Origin of the sequence: Lampropedia aestuarii, from assembly GCF_004803635.1 — a bacterium.
Taxonomy (GTDB): domain Bacteria; phylum Pseudomonadota; class Gammaproteobacteria; order Burkholderiales; family Burkholderiaceae_C; genus Lampropedia; species Lampropedia aestuarii.
In genome coordinates this window covers 262,866-280,192 of record NZ_SSWX01000003.1, presented here as the reverse complement: position 1 = coordinate 280,192, position 17,327 = coordinate 262,866, and the positions used below count along the sequence as shown (strand labels likewise).

Genomic DNA, 17,327 nt, shown 5'->3' with positions numbered 1-17,327 from the left:
CGCCATCGAGCACGCTACCTGCTGGTGTGTCTTGTGGACTTGCAGTCGTTGTCATCACTGGCGCTGGCAAGGCCAGGTCACCTGCGCTGACATGCACCGTCACGGTCTTGGTTTCGCAGTTGCTCGGATCATTGATCTCGCACACTTCGTATTCCAAGGTGTGCTCACCTGGAGGCGTACCACCAGCGACGATCACATCACCCGTTGTCGGATCCACCGTCAGCGCTGGGCTGTTGTTTGGATTGTTCGTCGGAGTAATCGTCACGTCACCTGGGGTGACTGGATTGGGACCCAAAGTACCATCAATGAGCACGTTGCCCACTGTCGTGTCTTGATCGCCCACCGGAGTGGTAATCACTGGATCGACCAGAACCAGATCACCAACGCCCACCTTCACCGTTACAGTCTGTGTCTTGCAGTTTGTAGGTGCATTGATCTCGCACACCTGGTACTCCATGGTGTATGAACCAGGAGGCGTGCCACCAGCCACTGTCACTACACCCGTTGTTGGATCCACCGTCAGCGCTGGGCTGTTGTTTGGCTTGTTCGTCGCAGTAACCGTCACATCACCTGGGTTAATTGGATTGCCACCCAGTGTGACGTCATTGAGCACGCTACCTGCAGGTGTGTCTTGAGGACTTGCAGTCGTTCTCTGTAAAGGAGGCGCTGGCACGACCAGATCCCCCGCACTCACATAGGTTGTTGCTACTGCACGATCGCAGTTGGTAGGCACTGCAGCCTCACAGAGTTCGTATTCGACAGAATACACACCAGGAGGAGTTCCAGCCGCAAGAACGAGTGCACCCGTGCTGGTGTTAAGGGTCAGCTCGGGACTATTATTAGGATTGGACACCACCGTCATGCGAGTATTCTGCGCGGTCGCGGCACTGCTTCCCAGCATGTCACCTTGCAACACGTTCTTGACTGTCTGCGCAGTGGCACTTGTCTTGACAGTGACAAAATCATCATTTGCCACAACCACGCCTGCACTGACATCCACAGTTACAATTGCTGTATCGCAAACAGGGTTAGGGGCATCATTACAAACTTGATAGCTAAAGGTGTCTCGACCCGTAAGGCCGGGTTTCGGCGTATAAGCGATTACCCCTGTAGTCCTGTCAATTGTAATAGATCCACGAGCTGGTGCGGCTACCTGGGCCAAAGAGGGCAAATGGATTTCATTACCAGGTGAGCCCAGGCCCAAAATGGTGGAATCATTCGCTGTAACAGGAATCAAGACTTGCGTATCGCGCAGTGTGGTAGCACTATCGTCCCGGGCATCTACGGCAAACTCACGTTCCGTTGGGCACTCCACTATAGTTCCAGGAGTGCCGGATACGGTAACGGAAAAGTCATCGATATAGATGTCGTTGCCATCTCTCTCAGCAGTGAGGTTACGCAGAGCAATCACAGACTGCAAAACGCCACCATCCGGCGCGACGCAATTATCCGGAATGGTGAAGACCCAGGACGATTGCTCCCAATTTAATAATCCTTTGCTTGCAATTTTTGGCGACGTAGCCAGCTTATGTTCGCTATTGACGTTTTGCAGCTCAAAACCCCAATGAACAGGACCTTGTGGCGACGTGGCTTTACTGGCGTTGACAAGATAGCGCCATACGCTGACTTTATAACTTTTGCCTGCTTCAACCGGAAACGCGCGGCGGTATAACTGGTTGAGTCTGTCTCCAACGTTGAACACCGCCACTGCCCCGTTTGTACTGCCCGAGTGATCCGTGCTAAGGGGTTTCCAGAAATCTTGCTGCGTATTAGCCATCGTCAATTGCGACGGCCGCATGAGCGCGTACGTATAGATTGGAATCTTGCCAGAGGCTGCATATTTATAGAACGCGTCCGGCCCTAAAGAGCTGTCCGCTCCCTTCGAGGGAACGTAGGGGGATGACCGCCGCCCAGTCCCCGAGCCGAAATCATCGAAAAAAACAGTTTGTCCGATTGCGTCTTTGGCGCCTATAACCGCGCCAAGGGCAACGACCGACAAATGTATCAAATGCAATTTTTTTCATACTATTTTTAACAAAATGAAACGAATGTAAATAATACTTCAAAAAGAAACTTTTCTCCATCTTTTCGATCAGGCTTTTTTTCTATGCATGAAAGGCGTTGCTGCATCAATGATCGATGCGACCTTGCCGCCAACAATGCCGCTCTCAGCTTCGCTTAAAATATAGGCAAAAGTTCAGCGCCAATTCACCATCAGCAGGCAGCCGCGGTCAAGCCCAAATGGATGCAATGCGCGGCAAAACCGCAGTCGGGCTACTTGCCCGGCGAGGACGTTGAACAAAAAAGTGCGCCTTGTGGGCTTCAACACCAAGGGCCAGGCCCACAAAAGCGCATTGCGGCGCTGCCCGTTGAGCTCATGCAGACGCATGCGCTGCAACAGGCGCCTTGCACTGACTCTTTGTTGTGTTGTGCGCGACTGCGTGGAAATGATGAACAGGCTCTCACGTTCTTACACGCAATGAAGCGGCCTCTATCGTGGCCTTTCGCAAACATACATTGCGGCCACTGGATGCTTGTCTGTATGCGCTACAGCCAAGGATCCCAGTCCTGGCACGCTCATCGCTGCACCCATGCGTGCGGCGCCGTGGGATTTCTGGACTGCCCGAAGTTCAGGGCAGTAACCCGATCATGAAAAATTCAAAAGTTATCCGGTTGGCCACTTCCACATCGACATTGCAGAGGTGCAAACAGCCCAGGGCGGGCCTTACCTCCTGGCGCCAATCATTTGATCCTGTTCATCACCTCGGCGCATTTTTTACGCAATTCGATTGCTGCTACGCCCGATGGCATCCATACCGTCTAAACTGACAGCGGCATCCAGTTCAGCACGGCTGGCATGAAACAATTACACACTTACACACGCTTTTTCTCGGTTCTGTGCTGATAGTGGTGTTCGGCATCACCACACCGAAGCCAAGCTCAGCACCCATCGACCAAAAGCCAGGTTGAGCGAATGAATCTCACCACCGAGGATGGCCACAGTCAAACACTTGCATTACGACGATCATGCTCAGTTGCGTCAACACCAGGCTGACTGCATCAACGTCGACAACTGTGGGCAAAGGTACACAAAAATCTCAAGGGCCTGACACCAGTCGAATTCGTCTATGCGCAGTAGACAACTGACCCTGATCGATTCAGAGTAGCCCGCCCCAGCAAATGCTTGGACCAAACATCAAAGCACCAAAGCACCAAAGCACCAAAGCACCAAATGGTGTTGCGGTCAGGCTGCGAGCTTTTGTCAAGCATTGCTCGGCCTGCTCACTTGGAGGTATGCGACAGCAATCAGCGCGCGCGCACCATCGCCGTCGCAGCCAGCACCATGCCAGCGACAACCAAACCCAAACCGGCGGCGAACAGCACGGTGAGTTGGTTCCCCAGAAACAGCACGGAAGCCAAAATGCCAATCAAGGGCACGCCCAAGGTGAAGTTCGACATCGCGAAGGTGCTGACGCGCCGGCCGTGTTCGGCCGAAATCACAAAACAGGCCGACGTGGCAATCGGCCCGATGAACACCAACAGCTCAACCAGGCGCAAATCCCATGCAATCTCGGTGGGCGCGCCCTCTAGCCCGTAGGCAATCGCCGCCAGCGGCACCGTAGCGAGCAGCATCTGCCAAGGTGCCAATGCCAAGGGCGAAGCACTCCAGCGATGGCGCTTGATGTGCAAGATCACCACCGACCAACTGATTGCGCCTACCAGCAAGAATGCCGCGCCCATCACAGCGCCGGGCGCCGACCAATCCATCTCCCAGGGTGAGCAGATCAAACCAATGCCAGCCAAGCCCAGCAGCAACGCGGCCAACTGCCAGCGCGTAGGCGTTTGGCGCAAGGCCAACCACCCAACCACCACGCCCCACAACGGGGTCGTGTAGGCCAACAGCACGGCACGGCTGGTATCTACATGCACCATCGCAATCATGCCCAAGCCGGTGAACACCATCATCTGCAAGAAACCGATGCTGGCCACAATCGGCCAATCGACTCTCGTTGGCAGCACCAGCTTACCGCGCACGGCCAGCAGCCCAAACAAACACAGTGCTGCGCTACCAAAGCGAATTGCAGCCAGCCACAAAGGCGGCACGGTGTTCAAGGCCAGCTTGGTCGCGGGCCAGCTCAGACCCCATAACAGCACCATCAGCGCCAGCCACAACAGGCTTTTAAACCCAGTCATCTGGGCGGGTTGGGCACGCAATGCTGCGGCAGCTTGAGAGGCGGTCATGGCGTCATTCGGAACAATTTTGGCCAGCAATGGTACTCATGGGTGGCGGAAATAGGTCTTCTACTTTTCCTCTATTTCGCGATAAAATGACCAATTCAAACCGCCATTTAACAAAAACCAGGAAATTCTCACCTTGAGCACGATTGAGATGGATGAAGCCAGCTTGCGCATCCTCGATGAGCTGCAAAAAAACTCCGAGCTGAGCAACGCAGAACTGGCTGAGCGCGTGGGCCTGTCGGCCTCGCCGTGCTGGCGCCGAGTCGCCGATTTAAAGCACAGTGGCGTGCTGCGGGGTTCGGTTGCGCTGGTCGATCCACTCAAACTAGGCCTGGCGGTCAACGTGTTTGTGCACGTCACACTGAAACAGCAGGACAAGGATTCGCTGGAAGTGTTCACGCGCGCCATTGCGATCCGGCCTGAGGTCATGGAATGCTATTTAATGAGTGGCGAGGCCGACTTCATGCTGCGAGTGGTCATCGAGGACTTGATCAAATACCAAACCCTGCTGCTGGAGTGTTTGACACAAATCCCTAGCGTAGCCAGCATCCGCTCGAGCTTTGCGCTCAGCCAAGTCAAATACACAACCGCACTGCCAACCGACCATTTGCGTTGAGATCGCAAACAGGCTCTAAGGGGAAAGGCTCCAAACCGACACCCCGATTACTGCCGCCTCACTCGCAACGCCCAATCGTTTGTTGCGCAGCTCGGTACGCGCCCGGCGTCATGCCCATCCAATGCTTAAACGCGCGCTGGAACACGGCGGTTGAGCTAAAGCCCAATGCTTCTGCAATGGCAGTCAAAGATACCGCATTGCGCGCCAAATACAGCAGTGCCAAATCGCGGCGCAATTCATCCTTGATGCCCTGAAATGACTGGCCTTCTGCCTGCAACTTGCGAATCAGGGTGCGCGGCGACATGTGCAGCCTGGCGGATACATCGTCCAGGCCGCGCCCCAGATCGGTCGACAATAATTCACGCACCCTCAGCGGCATGGCGTGCGCATGCGATGCGGTAAAAATCCAGTCACGCGGTGCACGAGTCAAAAACGCCTGTACTTGCGCGGCATTGCGGCTAGAGCGCAGCTTGCCCAATTCGGCAGGAAAAACAATATGCGAGTGCGCACAAGCAAAGGCCACTGGCGCTGGGAACAAAACCGGGTAATCCGCTGCAAAATGCGGGCGCGCAAACGCAAAGCCCACGCTGGTCACTGGCACCTCACGCCCTACCAGCCAAGAGACAATCCCGTGCGTGAGCTTGAGCAGCAATGCATGGCCAAAGCGGTTCAGGCTCTGTGCGCGTGTGCGTGGTATCAAAGCCATCTGCAAGACCTGCTCGCTGTGTGTGAACTCGAGGCGGTAATCGTCCAGCAGCAAGTTCCAAAACTGCATAAAGCGGTACAAGGCCACCTGAATCGATGGCGCGCCCATCACCGCACGCATGATGTACTTCAAGGAACCAGTGCGAATCGGGCGACTCCACAGCCCCATCATTTCATCGCCAGTGGCCCGGGCACTGTGTTGGTACAAACCAACCAACTGGTCGTGCGTCACGCGTGCGCCGGGCTTGGCAATGAAGTCCTTGACTATCCCAGCCTGCTGCAGACATTGGTCCAGCACCGCCTCTGTGCACAAGCGACTGAGGCTTTGCAGCAGCTCTTGCACCAAATCCACCGACACCGTGGCGGTCAAGCCATCAACTGGCGTCGTAGCAGGGGAAACAGAAATTGCAGATGTCATCAATCAATGTCAGTTTTTGCAAATTACAGGTCGGTATTGGCTATTGAGAGCAGTGCCGGGACTGGCTATTCTAAGCACCTAGAACCCAACACCGTATGCGCAAGTGCGTGAAGGATTGTCTCAATTCAAACCAGCAGCCCTGCAGCCCAGAAACGGTAGAGAGCGCAGCCTATTCAGTTTTTCCTGATGCGCTGTCCAGGTACCTCACTGTAACGCATGGGCTTGCCAACCAGCGCATACGGCGAAGCCGGTAGTTGGCAGTTTTTGCATGTTCGCATGCCCAAGCCTTGCCAATTGCCTTCGTTCCAATCGTCTCTTATTTCCCACCATTTCAAGCCATGAATACCTCCCCCATTTTGCTGACCTCAGAACAAGACCATGTTGGCATCGTCACGCTGAACCTCGCGCACAAGCGCAATGCGCTCAATGAAGAAGCAATTGCTGCGATTGACCATTATTTCTCCCACATTCCCAGCCACATCCGTGCGATTGTGCTGAAGGCCGAAGGCGACCACTTCTGCGCCGGGCTGGATTTGAAAGAGCACCATGACAAGGAACGCAGCGGCGTCGAGTTCATGCGTGTCTGTCAAGGCTGGCACCGGGCGTTTGACAAAATCCAGCACGGCGGCATTCCGGTCGTTGCCTGCCTGCAAGGCGCTGTCGTAGGCGGTGGCCTGGAGCTGGCCAGCGCAGCCCATGTGCGGGTGGCTGACAGCGGCACCTTTTTTGCGTTGCCAGAAGGCACACGCGGTATTTTTACTGGCGGTGGTGCAACGGTACGCACCGCCCGCATCATTTCTGCTCCACGAATGGTGGAGATGATGCTGACAGGCCGCGTCGTACAGGCACAGGAAGGCCTGCAACTGGGTCTGGCACACTATGTCTGCGACACAGCCAAAGGCGATACTCCAGCACCCGAGCTGGCCTTGTCTTTAGCCCACAAAATCGCCAGCAATGCCGCGCTGTCAAACTACGCAATTGTCACTGCGATCAGCCGCATAGCCGATATGTCAGCCACCGACGGGCTCTACACCGAAGGCCTGGTGATGGCAATGATCCAGCAAGGCCATGATGTGCAGCAGCGCCTGGGCGAATTTGTGCAAAAAAAGGCGCACAAGGTCATGCCTGGCCAGGCCAGTTGATGAGCACCAGTGCCGCCGCTCAATAACAGCTAAGCCGCAAAGCCCACCAGGACAGGCGCTCGGCTGCACCAAAGGCACAGGCGCGTCTGTGCCTTTTTTGCGCAAATGCACATGTGCCGCCTCTGCTTTTTACCTAGTCGTTTGCCTGGCCTTTTGCCTGGCCTTTAACCAGGCAAGCCGGCGACCTCGACCGGCGGGGTGCTTCACCCAACGTGTTTGCGCAGCCATATTGGTGGGGCCCACGCGGCTGCATGGTCAGGAGCACTCCAGGAGCTGGCCAAGCCATTTTTACAGCTCGCCATAACTGTGCAAACCAGATAGAAACAGATTCACGCCGACAAAGGCAAACGTCGTCACCACCAGGCCCAGCACCGCCCACCACGCCAGCCATGCACCACGCATGCCCTTGATCAGGCGCATATGCAACCAGGCCGCGTAGTTCAACCAGACAATCAGTGCCCAGCTTTCTTTTGGGTCCCAACTCCAGTAACCGCCCCAGGCCTCGGCAGCCCACAAAGCGCCCAGCACGGTGGCAATGGTGAAAAACGCAAAGCCCATCGCAATGGTTTTGTACATCCAGTCATCGAGCACAGCCATGCTGGGCAGCTGCTGCGCCAGCGGCTTGCGCAAGGCCACAAGCAGTGACACCAGCAAGATGACCACGCCGCCATACACCATCCAGTACGGGCTCACCGCCAGCCCACTGCCCTGGGGGCTTGCGCTGCGCAATAACCAGGGCTCCAAACACAGCACCAGGCCCAGCAGCCACAAAGGCGCCAATTGCCACCACCGCCCAGCTTGCGCGTAATGCTGCAGCAGCCATGCGAATGCCACCATTGCGGCAATTGCAAAGCAGCCATAGCCGATGAAATTGGCCGGCACATGCACTTTCATCCACCAGCTTTGCAAGGCCGGCACCAGCGGCTCAATCACCTGGCCTTGGCGGGCCACGACATACCAGAGCAAGAAGCCCACGGCGGCGCTGACCAGCAGCATCACAAAACCACCCAGGCTGCGGGTTTGGTAGCGCTGCTCGTAGTACAGGTAGAACAAGGCGGTGACCCAGCAAAACAGCACAAACACTTCGTACAAATTGCTGATGGGGATGTAGCCAATGTCCGCGCCCAACAAATAGCTTTCATACCAGCGCACCAGTGTTCCAGCCAAGGCCAGCGTGCTGGCCGCCCAGGCCAGGCGTCTACCCAAACCTGCCAAGCTATGCGGACTGCGCGGGCTCAGCAGGTCCAGCCAGTAAAACACCGTGCTGAGCACATACAACACACACATCCACAAAATCGCGGCCTGACTGGACAAGGCGTATTTCAAGACAAACTGCGTTTGTGCACGCGCCAAATCCGCACCAGCGGGCCCCTGGTACAGGCCAATGGCCAGCGCGGCCAACAGGGCCGCCGAGATGCTAAACCACTGCAGCGGCCGCCAGTACCAGCCCACCGCGATCAAGGCCAGCGCAGCGCCAATTGCAATGGCCTGTTCATAGACATCCATATGCGCAGGCAAGCCCAGCAACGCCACCAGACAGGCCAAGGCCACCACGGCAGCGAATCCATAATCGGTCCATGGCCGCGCGCAAGCACGGCGCGGTGTGCTGGCAGGCACAGGCGCTGCAGGCATAAGCCTGCGCACAGGCGGCTGGTTCATCATCATGTCCTTATTTCTGCTCCCGGTCGCCCGCATGGTGCGTAGCCCCCGTCTGGTTCACACCGAACAAAGTCCGGGCCAAGTCGTGGAATTCTTGCTCGGCATCGATGGTTTTGCGGTTGCTGGACAAGGCCATCAAGACCACGTTCTGCGGTGCTTGTTCAGTGCCGCTGTGCCCCAGCCAAATCCATAATCTGCGCTCACGAATAAACAGCATCGCAAACACCCCAACAATCAAAGCCAATGCGCCACTGTATACAAGCAAGCGCCCAGGTGCTTTGCTGACCTCGAACACACTGGCCTGCACCTGCTCAAAGCCCGTCAAGATGAAAGTGAGTGGCACCGGGTAATAAAAAGCCTGGTCCAGTGCCACCAGCGTTTGCTGCGCAAAGGCCTGGGCACTGGCATCGCCCGCATCCAGCGCAGGCCAACCTTGCAAGGCCAGTTGCTGCTCAATCAGTGCCCAGACAATGCCTTGCAGAATGCGGGTGACGGCTTCGCTGGCCTGGGACTGCTGCGCAGCGCTGAATTGCTGCTCAATAAACGCTTGCACAGCGGCCAAGCCCACGGGCACCGGCTCAAGCGCATCCGCTGTTTGGGCCAAGGTTTGGGCGCCCTGGCCTAAAAAAATCGCCATGATATGGGCGGCAAACTGCTGGGTTTGCTGCTGCACATCGGCTGTGCCGGCCTTGGCACTGGCTGCGGCGTAGCTGTCGATGGCCGCTTGCAGGCGTGCGGGTTCATTGATGGCATGCAGCACCTCGACAAAGGTCTGCATGCTGCCTTGCGCATCTTGCGGCACGCGCCAATAAGCAAACTCCTGGCCTTGCTGGCCGCGCATGCCCAGCAAATACACCGGCACGCCATCGCCTACGTCCACCGGCTGCATGAAATTGCGAAATTGCTGCGTCTGGCCAGCGGGGTCGCGCAGCAGGTAGTCCACGCTGGGGCCAACATTGCGCAAATCCAGCTCGCGGCGAATGCGCTGTGCGTCTTGCCACTGGTTGTGCCATTGGCTGCCAAGGCCTGCTGGGCGCACATCGGCCACAACAGCCAGCCGACTGTCTGCCGTTTGCGTCAAATCCTCGACATTGAGCACACGTAAATCAAGCACCTCCAACTCGTAACCAGGCAGGCCCAAAGCAGCTGGCAAAACCACGGTGTCCCTCACCTTGGCTTGCAGCTGGGCAGGTGCTGCGCTTTGCCCATCAAAACGTCCCAAACGCTGGGGCAGCAATTGCAGCATGGAGCCGCCATCGGCAAAGCTCGACTGGTAAATATCCACACCATGCACGCGCAACGGGTGGTTGACTGCAATGCGCTGCTCGGTGCTCTCACCTGTGGCGCGGTCATGAACAATGACCTCACTGGCAAACAGCTTGGGCATGCCGGTGGAATAGTAGTCCACCTCAAAACGCAGCAACTCCAGCGTAAACGGCAGCGTTTGCAGCAAAAAACCGCTGCTTTGCGGCAGAATCGCCGTGCCTGTTTGCGCGCCTTCTGAGACGATCACACTGCCACGGTAGGCAGGCGTGGCTGCAGACAGCGTATTGCCCGCTTGCGCATCCGCCAGCTGGGCAGCCGAGATGGCCGGCAGCGGCGTTTTCCAGCCCAGCCAGACTGGCACACGCGCCCAGATCCCGCTGTCGAGCAAACCACCCAGACAAATCAAGACAATCGCGCAGTGCGAGGCGATGTAGCCAAGTTTATTGCTGCCACCTTTGCGAGCGGCCAGCATCGTGCCGCCCCTATCTGCCTGGGCGTGCGCCTGTGGCGCAACCGCGTCCACTGCCGCACCCTGCCCGCGCTGCTGCACGCGCACGCGCCAGTGCTGGGCCTGCAAATCGTGCTGCAGGCGCGCTATGCCAGCTTGTGGCTCCTCTTGCAGCGGCAGCTCCATATGCAAAGGCATGGCGCGTAAATGGCCCAGGCGCACATGCTCTTTGTAACGCCGCATCTCACGCAGGTATTTGGGCGCATTGCGCGCCACACATATGCTGGTGCTGAGCACCAGGAACGCCAGGATCAGCACAAACCACCAGGCGCTGTAGACCGCATTGAGCTGCAAGGCCAGTGCCAGCTCGGCCCCCCACGCACCCAAGCGCTCGACATACACGGCCTTGGTCTCGTTTTGCGGCAGCAAAGTGCCCACCATTGCCGCCAACGCGACCACCAGCAGCAAGCCAATGGCAAAGCGCATCGACGACAGCAGTGCATAGCCGTCTCTTAGAGCCTGTTCACTCACTTCACGCAGCCGCGTTGAAGCCCAAAAGGATGCAATGCGCGGCAAAAACCGCAGTCGGGCTAGCTGCCTGGCGAGGATTTTTAACAAAGCAGTGCGCCTTTTGGGCTCCAACCCGAAGGGCAAGGCACAAAAAAGCGCATTGCGGCGTTGCCCGTTTTGCTCATACAGACGTATGAGCGGCAACAGGCGCCTTGCACTGCCTCTTTTTTGTGCCTTGCGCGGCGGCGTGAAGTGAGTGAACAGGCTCTTAAATGGGCGCGAAAGCGTTCAGCAAACATGGGAGAAAAAAAGATCAACGAACGGGAGGACGTTTCAATGGTGCTTGGATTGCAAAGCGTTGAAAGATACCACCAGTTCCTTTGCCCCTGTCTCAGCCAGGCTGTTTATGTGCATTCGTAGAAATCACACGATGCACAAATAATGCGCCGCAAAACTTCCTATTGCGGCCTGAACGCAGTCTGCGGCGATCGGCTGCGCACGCCTTAGAGCCTGTTCATAATCTTCACGCAGTCGCGTTGCAGCCCTCCTCGTTGCGGGCTGCCCCCCACAAAGTTCGAAGTATTGCAGTGCCAAACCCACTGGAAACACCAGCACCAGCCGCACTGCAAGTGCACCCAAGCGTTTTAAGCGCTGCTCTCTGGGCCCATGTCATCCGCGCCAGCCTCTAAAAACTGCTCGCCTGGGTGCAAGGGGGCATAGCGGTAGCTCGCGGGGGTTTTGCTGAGTTTGACTGGCGCGCCCAAGCCACGGTAGCTGCCCATGCTGACGACCATTGCACGGTGGGCTGTATGCGGGTGCGACAGCGCCTGCGGCACGTCCTGCACCGGTGCAGCGGGCACGCCATGGTCCATCAGGGTTTGTGCCATCTGCTGGGCATCGGCGTTTGCCAAAGCCTCACTGAGCAGCGCTTTGAGTTGCACGCGGTGGGTGGAGCGGGCGCCATTGGTGGCAAATTCTGCCTGCTCTGCCCATTCGGGATGGCCTAGCACGGTGCACAGCGTGGCAAACTGCCGGTCGTTGCCAACGGCCAGAAAAATCGGGCCGTTGGCGGTATTCACCGTGTCATAGGGGTAGATATTCGGGTGGGCATTGCCCGTGCGCTGCGGTGTTTTGCCACTCATGAACCAGTTGGCCGCATGCGGGTGCAGCAGCGACAGGCCGCTGTCGTAGAGCGCCGCTTCTACCAACTGGCCCTGGCCAGTGCGCTCCCGCGCTTGCAGCGCCAGCAACACGCCAATCACTGCATTCAAACCGGTGACCATGTCCACCACCGGCAAGCCCACACGCAGCGGCTCGCCATCGGCCTGGCCATTGATGCTCATCAAACCGGACATGGCCTGAATGGCAGCGTCATAACCGGGCTGCGCACCCAAGGGGCCATCGCTGCCAAAGCCGCTGACGCGGCACCAGATCAGACGCGGAAACCGCGCTGCCATTTGCTCGTAGCCAATGCCCCATTTCTCCATCGTGCCTGTTTTGAAGTTCTCCACCAGCACATCGGCCTGCCCCATCAAGGCCAGCAACTGCGCACGCCCAGCCTCGCTGGCAAAGTCCAGCCGCTGCACGCGCTTGTTGCGGTTCAGGCCCATGTAGTAGGACGCCACGCCATCTTGAAACGGTGGCCCCCAGGTGCGCGTGTCATCGCCTTGCGGTGGCTCAATTTTCAGCACGTCTGCGCCGTGGTCGCCCAGCACCTGGCCGCAAAACGGACCGCCCAAAATGCGTGATATATCCAAGACCCGAATACCGGCCAAGGCCGAGGGGTTCACTACACGGTTGTCCATCATCACCTACTCTCTGATAAAAAAAGCCTGGCATCACGCGGCAGACTGTGCGTGTGCCAGCCTATGCCGCTGGCTTTTGCCGCTCGACCAACTTGAATGTGCCGGTCGCCAGCGCCAGCAACTGGCCTTGCGTGTCATGGATTTCACCGCGGGCGAAACACATCGCCCGGCCACGGCGCTCGCACACGGCAGTCGCAATCACATCGCCCTTACCGGGCGCCAAAAAATGCACGGTCAAATCCAGGGTCACGACCCCATACACATTCGGATCGTGGGCACGGCAGGCGCTGGCAAGCGCGCAATCAAACAAAACCGACAGCGAGCCACCATGCACTTCGCCTCGGCTATTGGTAAACGCCGGCGCATACGGCATCAGCACTTTGGCCCGCATGCCGCCAATCTCCAGGCCTTGCAAGGCATATGCGCCAGCCATCGGCATGGGCAGTTGAAACAGTTCGCCAGGATGGGTTGGTGTGGTCTGAGAATTCATGACTTCAATGAAGAAAATAACAAAAACCGCAAGCATAACTGGCTTGGTGTCATAAGCCGCTTGCCACACTTGATGGCTGTTTGAGCACCTGCGGTCTGTTCTTCCATGCTTTCAATTCAATACCCCCACCGCCTTGAGCTGCTCAATGCGTGACCTTTCATGCGCCAAGGCCTGTTTGGCGTAGGCGGCAAAATCTGCTGCGCTGCGGTAGTTCACTGGTTGGTTGAGCTGGTCCAGCACTTTGCGGCCGGGCTCTGACTCCAGCGCCGTTTTGAACGCATCGTGCAGCACTTGCAGGCGTTCAGGCGCCAGGCCTTGTGGCGCCGCAATGCCATAGGGCGACTCAATCACGGCATTCACGCCCAGTTCGCGCAAGGTCGGCACATCAGCAAACTGCGGCACCCGCTCGGGCGTGAACATGACCAGGTAGCGCAAGCACCCAGAGTGGATATAGGGCGAGGCCACGCCCGACAAAATACCTGCATCCACATGCCCGCCAAGCAAATCGGCGGCCAAGTCCGAATCGCCTTTGTACGGAATCGGGTTGAATGGCAGCCGCTCCATCTCCATCACCTCGCGCAGCACGATGCTGGGTGTTTGCACTGGCCCAGCTGCGCCAATCGTGACGGTATCTGGCGCGGCCTTGGCTGCTGCCACCACGTCCTGCCAGCTTGTCCATGGCGAGTCCTGTGGCACTGCCAAGCCAAAGCTGTAATCGGTCAGGCCAATGATGTAGCTCAGCGTCAACGGGTCGTAGCTGACCTTGTTGAGCAGCGGTTCGCGGTACACACTGGCAGGCAATACCGCCAGCGTGTACCCATCGGGCTGCGCGCGCGCCAGGGCTGCTGCGCCAAAGGTGCCATTGGCACCGGGCTTGTTATCAAGCACCACGCTTTGCCCCAGTATCTGCGACGCTTGCTGGGCCAGTACACGCAGATGCGTATCAGTAGGACCGCCAGCGCCATAAGGCACGATCAACTGAATGGGCTTATTGGGAAAGTCGCCGCTTTGGGCATGGGCCAGCGCCAGCGGCCCTGCGATGCACGCACCAGCCAAAGACATGGCCAATGTGCGCAGTACGCGTCGCCAGTCCAGCACCGGTGCTGGTCCCAAAATGCTTGTTTGCTCGGTCATGGTTTGTCTCCTGCATGGTTTTCGTTTTTAATCCTACGGCCTAGTCAAGCTGGGCGCCTGCCGCTTTGACCACCGCTGCCCACTTGCTGACCTCCGACCCAATGATTTGGCTCAGGTACGCAGCGCTGGTGTCGTCGGTCATCTCCAGGCCTTGCGCCTCGAGCTTGGCACGCACTTCTTCGTTGTTCAGCACTGTGGCAAATGCCTGGTTCAGCCGCGTCAAGCGGTCTTGCGGCACGTCTTTGGGGGCGACCACGCCAAAGAACACGCTGACGTCATAATCAGGCAAGCCTTGCGATGCAATGGTTGGCACGCTCGGCACTGCTTGCGATGGCTTGGCGGTCGCCACGCCCAGTGGCTTGACCTTGCCCGACTGGATATATGGCAGGGCCGTGAGCACGTCGGTAAACGTCATATCGACCTGGCTGCCCAGCAAATCCGCCAGTGCTGGACCGGTGCCACGGTACGGCACGTGCTGCAATGTGGTGCCTGCCATGCCGTTGAACAGCACACCGGCCAGGTGCGACGATGCGCCATTGCCAGAAGATGCAAAATTCATGTGGCCTGGGTCTTTTTTGTCCAGCGCAATCAGCTCTTGCACATTGCTGGCAGGCAATTCATTGCGCACCAGCAGGATGTTGGGCAAATAACCGACATAGGCAATGGGCGCAAAGCTGGTGCGTGGGTCGTAGTCGAGTTTGGAGTACAGGCTTTGGTTGATCGCCAATGGCCCCGAGGTACCAAACATGATGGTGTAGCCATCGGGTGCGGCACGCGCCACCATCGATGCGCCAATATTGCCGCCTGCGCCGTTTCGGTTGTCGACCACAATGGTTTGCCCCAATTCTGCGCTGACCTCGCTGGCCAGCAAACGTGCCATGGCGTCCGTAGGGCCACCCGGAGGGAATGGCACTACAAAGGTGATGGGCTTGGCCGGATAAGTCTCGGCCAGGGCCACACCGTGCTGGCTCAGGCCCCAGGTCAGGGCCAATGCCACGGCGATAGAGGTGCGTCTGGTCATCTGCATGCTTGTCTCCTGTTTTTGTCGTCCATCGTCTCAAACGGCTGCTGGGGCGGCGGCCCGCAGCGCGGCCTGCTGCTGGCGATTGAGCCACTCCTCAGGAATAACCTGCTGCTGCAGCGGATCGCGTGGCAGTACCCGGTGCACTAGCACCAGCTGGGCCAGGCGCATGCGCTCTTGCGCTGCCGCACCCTCCATGTGGCAAGCCTCCCAGGCCATGGCAATTGCGCTGGTGCAGTGGTAGAGGCCTGAGGCAACCTGGCGGGCCAGCACTTCGCTGCTGTGTTCGGTGGTTTGCCCGGCCCATTCGGCCGCGCGGGTAAAGGCCTTGCGCAATGCCGCGGCAAAACCGGGGCTGATGCCGTGGGCATCGTCCAGCAACGCCATGCAGTGCTCGCTCAACACCGGCAGCGAGCCTTCACGACGGATGGCGCGCAGCACATCAAGGGCGACGATATTGCTGGTGCCTTCCCAGATCGAGCCCAAATGTGCATCACGCAGCAAACGCGGATCACTCCACTCTTCGATGTAACCGCAGCCGCCGCGCACTTCCATGGCATCACCTGTGACTTTGCGCGCATCACGGCAGGCGCGGAACTTGATCATCGGCGTCAAAATGCGCAGCAAGGCATAGGCGTTTGGCTCACCCGCGTCAGAGCGCTGCAGCGCAGATGCGGTCTGAAACACCATCGTGCGCGCCTGCTCGGTGGGCACGCGCAGCTTGTCGAGCTGGCGCTGCATCAGCGGCATGTCTTGCAGGGCTTTGCCAAATGCATGGCGCTCTTGGGCGATGTATTCGGCCTCGGCGACTGCGCGGCGCATCATGCCCGATGAGCGCACGCCGTTGGACAGACGCGAGTTATTGACCATATCTGCCATTTGCACAAAACCGCGCCCAGGCTCGCCAACCAAATAAGCGATCGCGCCTTCCAGGCGGATTTCGCCACTGGCCATCGAGCGCGTGCCCAGCTTGTCTTTCAGACGCACAATGCGGTAGTGGTTGTGGCTGCCATCGTCCAAGTCGCGTGGCAGCAAGAACAGCGACACGCCCTTCATACCGGCCGCGCCGCCTTCCATGCGTGCCAGCACCATGGCAAACTCGGCATCGGGGTTGGAGCAAAACCATTTGTCGCCATACAAACGCCATTGCCCATTGGCGTCTTGGCTGGCATGGGTTTCGGTGTTGGCAATGTCAGAGCCAGCCGCCTGCTCGGTCATGAACATCGCGCCCTGGGCCATGTGGTCCACATCCGTGTCGATCAGGCGTGGCAAATAGCGCTCGACCAACTCTTTGGAGCCGAATTTCTTCAGCGTTCTGGTTAAAGAATCGGTCATGGACAGCGGGCAGCACAAGCCAAACTCGGCCTGCACAAACAAATAGGTCAGTGCATATTTGACCAACGGCGGCAGCTGGCCTTGCCAGCCCAGCACGTCCTGGCGGTGCGATAGCACCGACAGGCCAAAGCGGTTCCAGGCAATCTGCTCCATCTCGACATAGGCTGGGTGCTTGAGGATTCGCTGCGCATCCTGACCGCTGCGGCTGCGGTACTGCAACTCGGGCGGGTTGCGGTCTGCCAGCGCCGCCAACTCATCAAGACGGCCACCAGCGAGCTGCCCCATCTCCTGCAGCAACGGCTCAATGTGCTTGCACACGGCCGCGGGTAAATACAGTTGCAGCAACTGCTGCAGTTGCACATCATCGCTGTAGAGGCTGCGGCCCTGGCGGTCGGGCACTGGGTGGGATTTGCGAAGCTCTGTCATCCATTGTCTCCTTCGTGCAGCACGTACTGCTGCTTCAGCACCTATTGTGCTCACCCATCAATTCATGTCCAATATCGTTTAAGTCATATCTGATACTTTAAAAATATCATTTA

At 58.1% G+C, this 17,327-nt stretch carries 12 protein-coding genes and 1 pseudogene; 3 read left to right on the top strand and 10 right to left on the bottom strand.

Going from position 1 to position 17,327, the window contains the following annotated elements; translation table 11 throughout:
- The coding region (locus E8K88_RS03940; protein ID WP_136405339.1) for an Ig-like domain-containing protein at window positions 1–2,014 on the bottom strand (2,014 nt) is incomplete at its 3' end.
- Between the two features lie 473 nt (window positions 2,015–2,487).
- Between E8K88_RS03940 and E8K88_RS18560 the strand changes: the two are divergent.
- Window positions 2,488–2,744 (top strand): annotated as a pseudogene (locus tag E8K88_RS18560) (IS481 family transposase); the annotation flags it as partial.
- A gap of 562 nt (window positions 2,745–3,306) precedes the next feature.
- On the opposite strand, the gene E8K88_RS03935 reads toward E8K88_RS18560, so the two are convergent.
- Window positions 3,307–4,242 carry a DMT family transporter gene (locus tag E8K88_RS03935; protein WP_136405338.1) on the bottom strand — a complete coding sequence of 312 codons (936 nt, stop codon included), beginning with the start codon at window positions 4,240–4,242 and terminating at the stop codon, window positions 3,307–3,309.
- 133 nt (window positions 4,243–4,375) lie between these two features.
- Between E8K88_RS03935 and E8K88_RS03930 the strand changes: the two genes are divergently transcribed.
- On the top strand, window positions 4,376–4,855 hold the full coding sequence (locus E8K88_RS03930; RefSeq protein WP_276606648.1) for an Lrp/AsnC family transcriptional regulator: 480 nt from the start codon (window positions 4,376–4,378) through the stop codon (window positions 4,853–4,855).
- A gap of 58 nt (window positions 4,856–4,913) precedes the next feature.
- Here the strand turns inward: E8K88_RS03930 and E8K88_RS03925 are convergent, their stop codons facing one another.
- Window positions 4,914–5,978 carry a helix-turn-helix domain-containing protein gene (locus E8K88_RS03925; protein WP_205880017.1) on the bottom strand — a complete coding sequence of 355 codons (1,065 nt, stop codon included), beginning with the start codon at window positions 5,976–5,978 and terminating at the stop codon, window positions 4,914–4,916.
- A 338-nt stretch (window positions 5,979–6,316) separates the two neighbouring features.
- On the opposite strand from E8K88_RS03925, the gene E8K88_RS03920 reads away from it, so the two are divergent.
- A complete protein-coding gene (locus E8K88_RS03920; RefSeq protein ID WP_136405337.1) occupies window positions 6,317–7,120 on the top strand; it encodes a crotonase/enoyl-CoA hydratase family protein in 804 nt (267 codons plus the stop codon).
- A gap of 288 nt (window positions 7,121–7,408) precedes the next feature.
- Here E8K88_RS03920 and ccsB read toward each other — a convergent pair whose 3' ends face one another.
- The 7 genes from ccsB to E8K88_RS03885 form a co-directional block, all read right to left on the bottom strand.
- Entirely contained in the window at window positions 7,409–8,752 is a 1,344-nt protein-coding gene (gene ccsB / locus E8K88_RS03915; protein ID WP_136405359.1) for a c-type cytochrome biogenesis protein CcsB, read from the bottom strand.
- 37 nt (window positions 8,753–8,789) lie between these two features.
- Window positions 8,790–11,024, bottom strand: coding sequence for a cytochrome c biogenesis protein ResB (locus E8K88_RS03910; protein WP_136405336.1), 2,235 nt, complete (start codon window positions 11,022–11,024; stop codon window positions 8,790–8,792).
- Window positions 11,025–11,647: 623 nt separating this feature from the next.
- The gene (locus tag E8K88_RS03905) at window positions 11,648–12,811 is read right to left on the bottom strand and encodes a CaiB/BaiF CoA transferase family protein (protein WP_136405335.1); all 1,164 of its coding nucleotides are present in this window, start codon (window positions 12,809–12,811) and stop codon (window positions 11,648–11,650) included.
- Window positions 12,812–12,869: 58 nt separating this feature from the next.
- Window positions 12,870–13,298 (bottom strand): PaaI family thioesterase, encoded by a 429-nt coding sequence (locus E8K88_RS03900; protein WP_136405334.1) that lies wholly within the window; start codon window positions 13,296–13,298, stop codon window positions 12,870–12,872.
- A gap of 111 nt (window positions 13,299–13,409) precedes the next feature.
- Complete coding sequence (locus E8K88_RS03895) at window positions 13,410–14,432, bottom strand: tripartite tricarboxylate transporter substrate binding protein (RefSeq protein WP_136405333.1); 1,023 nt, start codon at window positions 14,430–14,432, stop codon at window positions 13,410–13,412.
- 40 nt (window positions 14,433–14,472) lie between these two features.
- Window positions 14,473–15,459 carry a Bug family tripartite tricarboxylate transporter substrate binding protein gene (locus E8K88_RS03890; protein ID WP_136405332.1) on the bottom strand — a complete coding sequence of 329 codons (987 nt, stop codon included), beginning with the start codon at window positions 15,457–15,459 and terminating at the stop codon, window positions 14,473–14,475.
- A 30-nt stretch (window positions 15,460–15,489) separates the two neighbouring features.
- Window positions 15,490–17,214, bottom strand: a complete 1,725-nt coding sequence (locus E8K88_RS03885; protein WP_136405331.1) for an acyl-CoA dehydrogenase family protein — start codon at window positions 17,212–17,214, stop codon at window positions 15,490–15,492.
- Window positions 17,215–17,327: the final 113 nt, after the last annotated feature.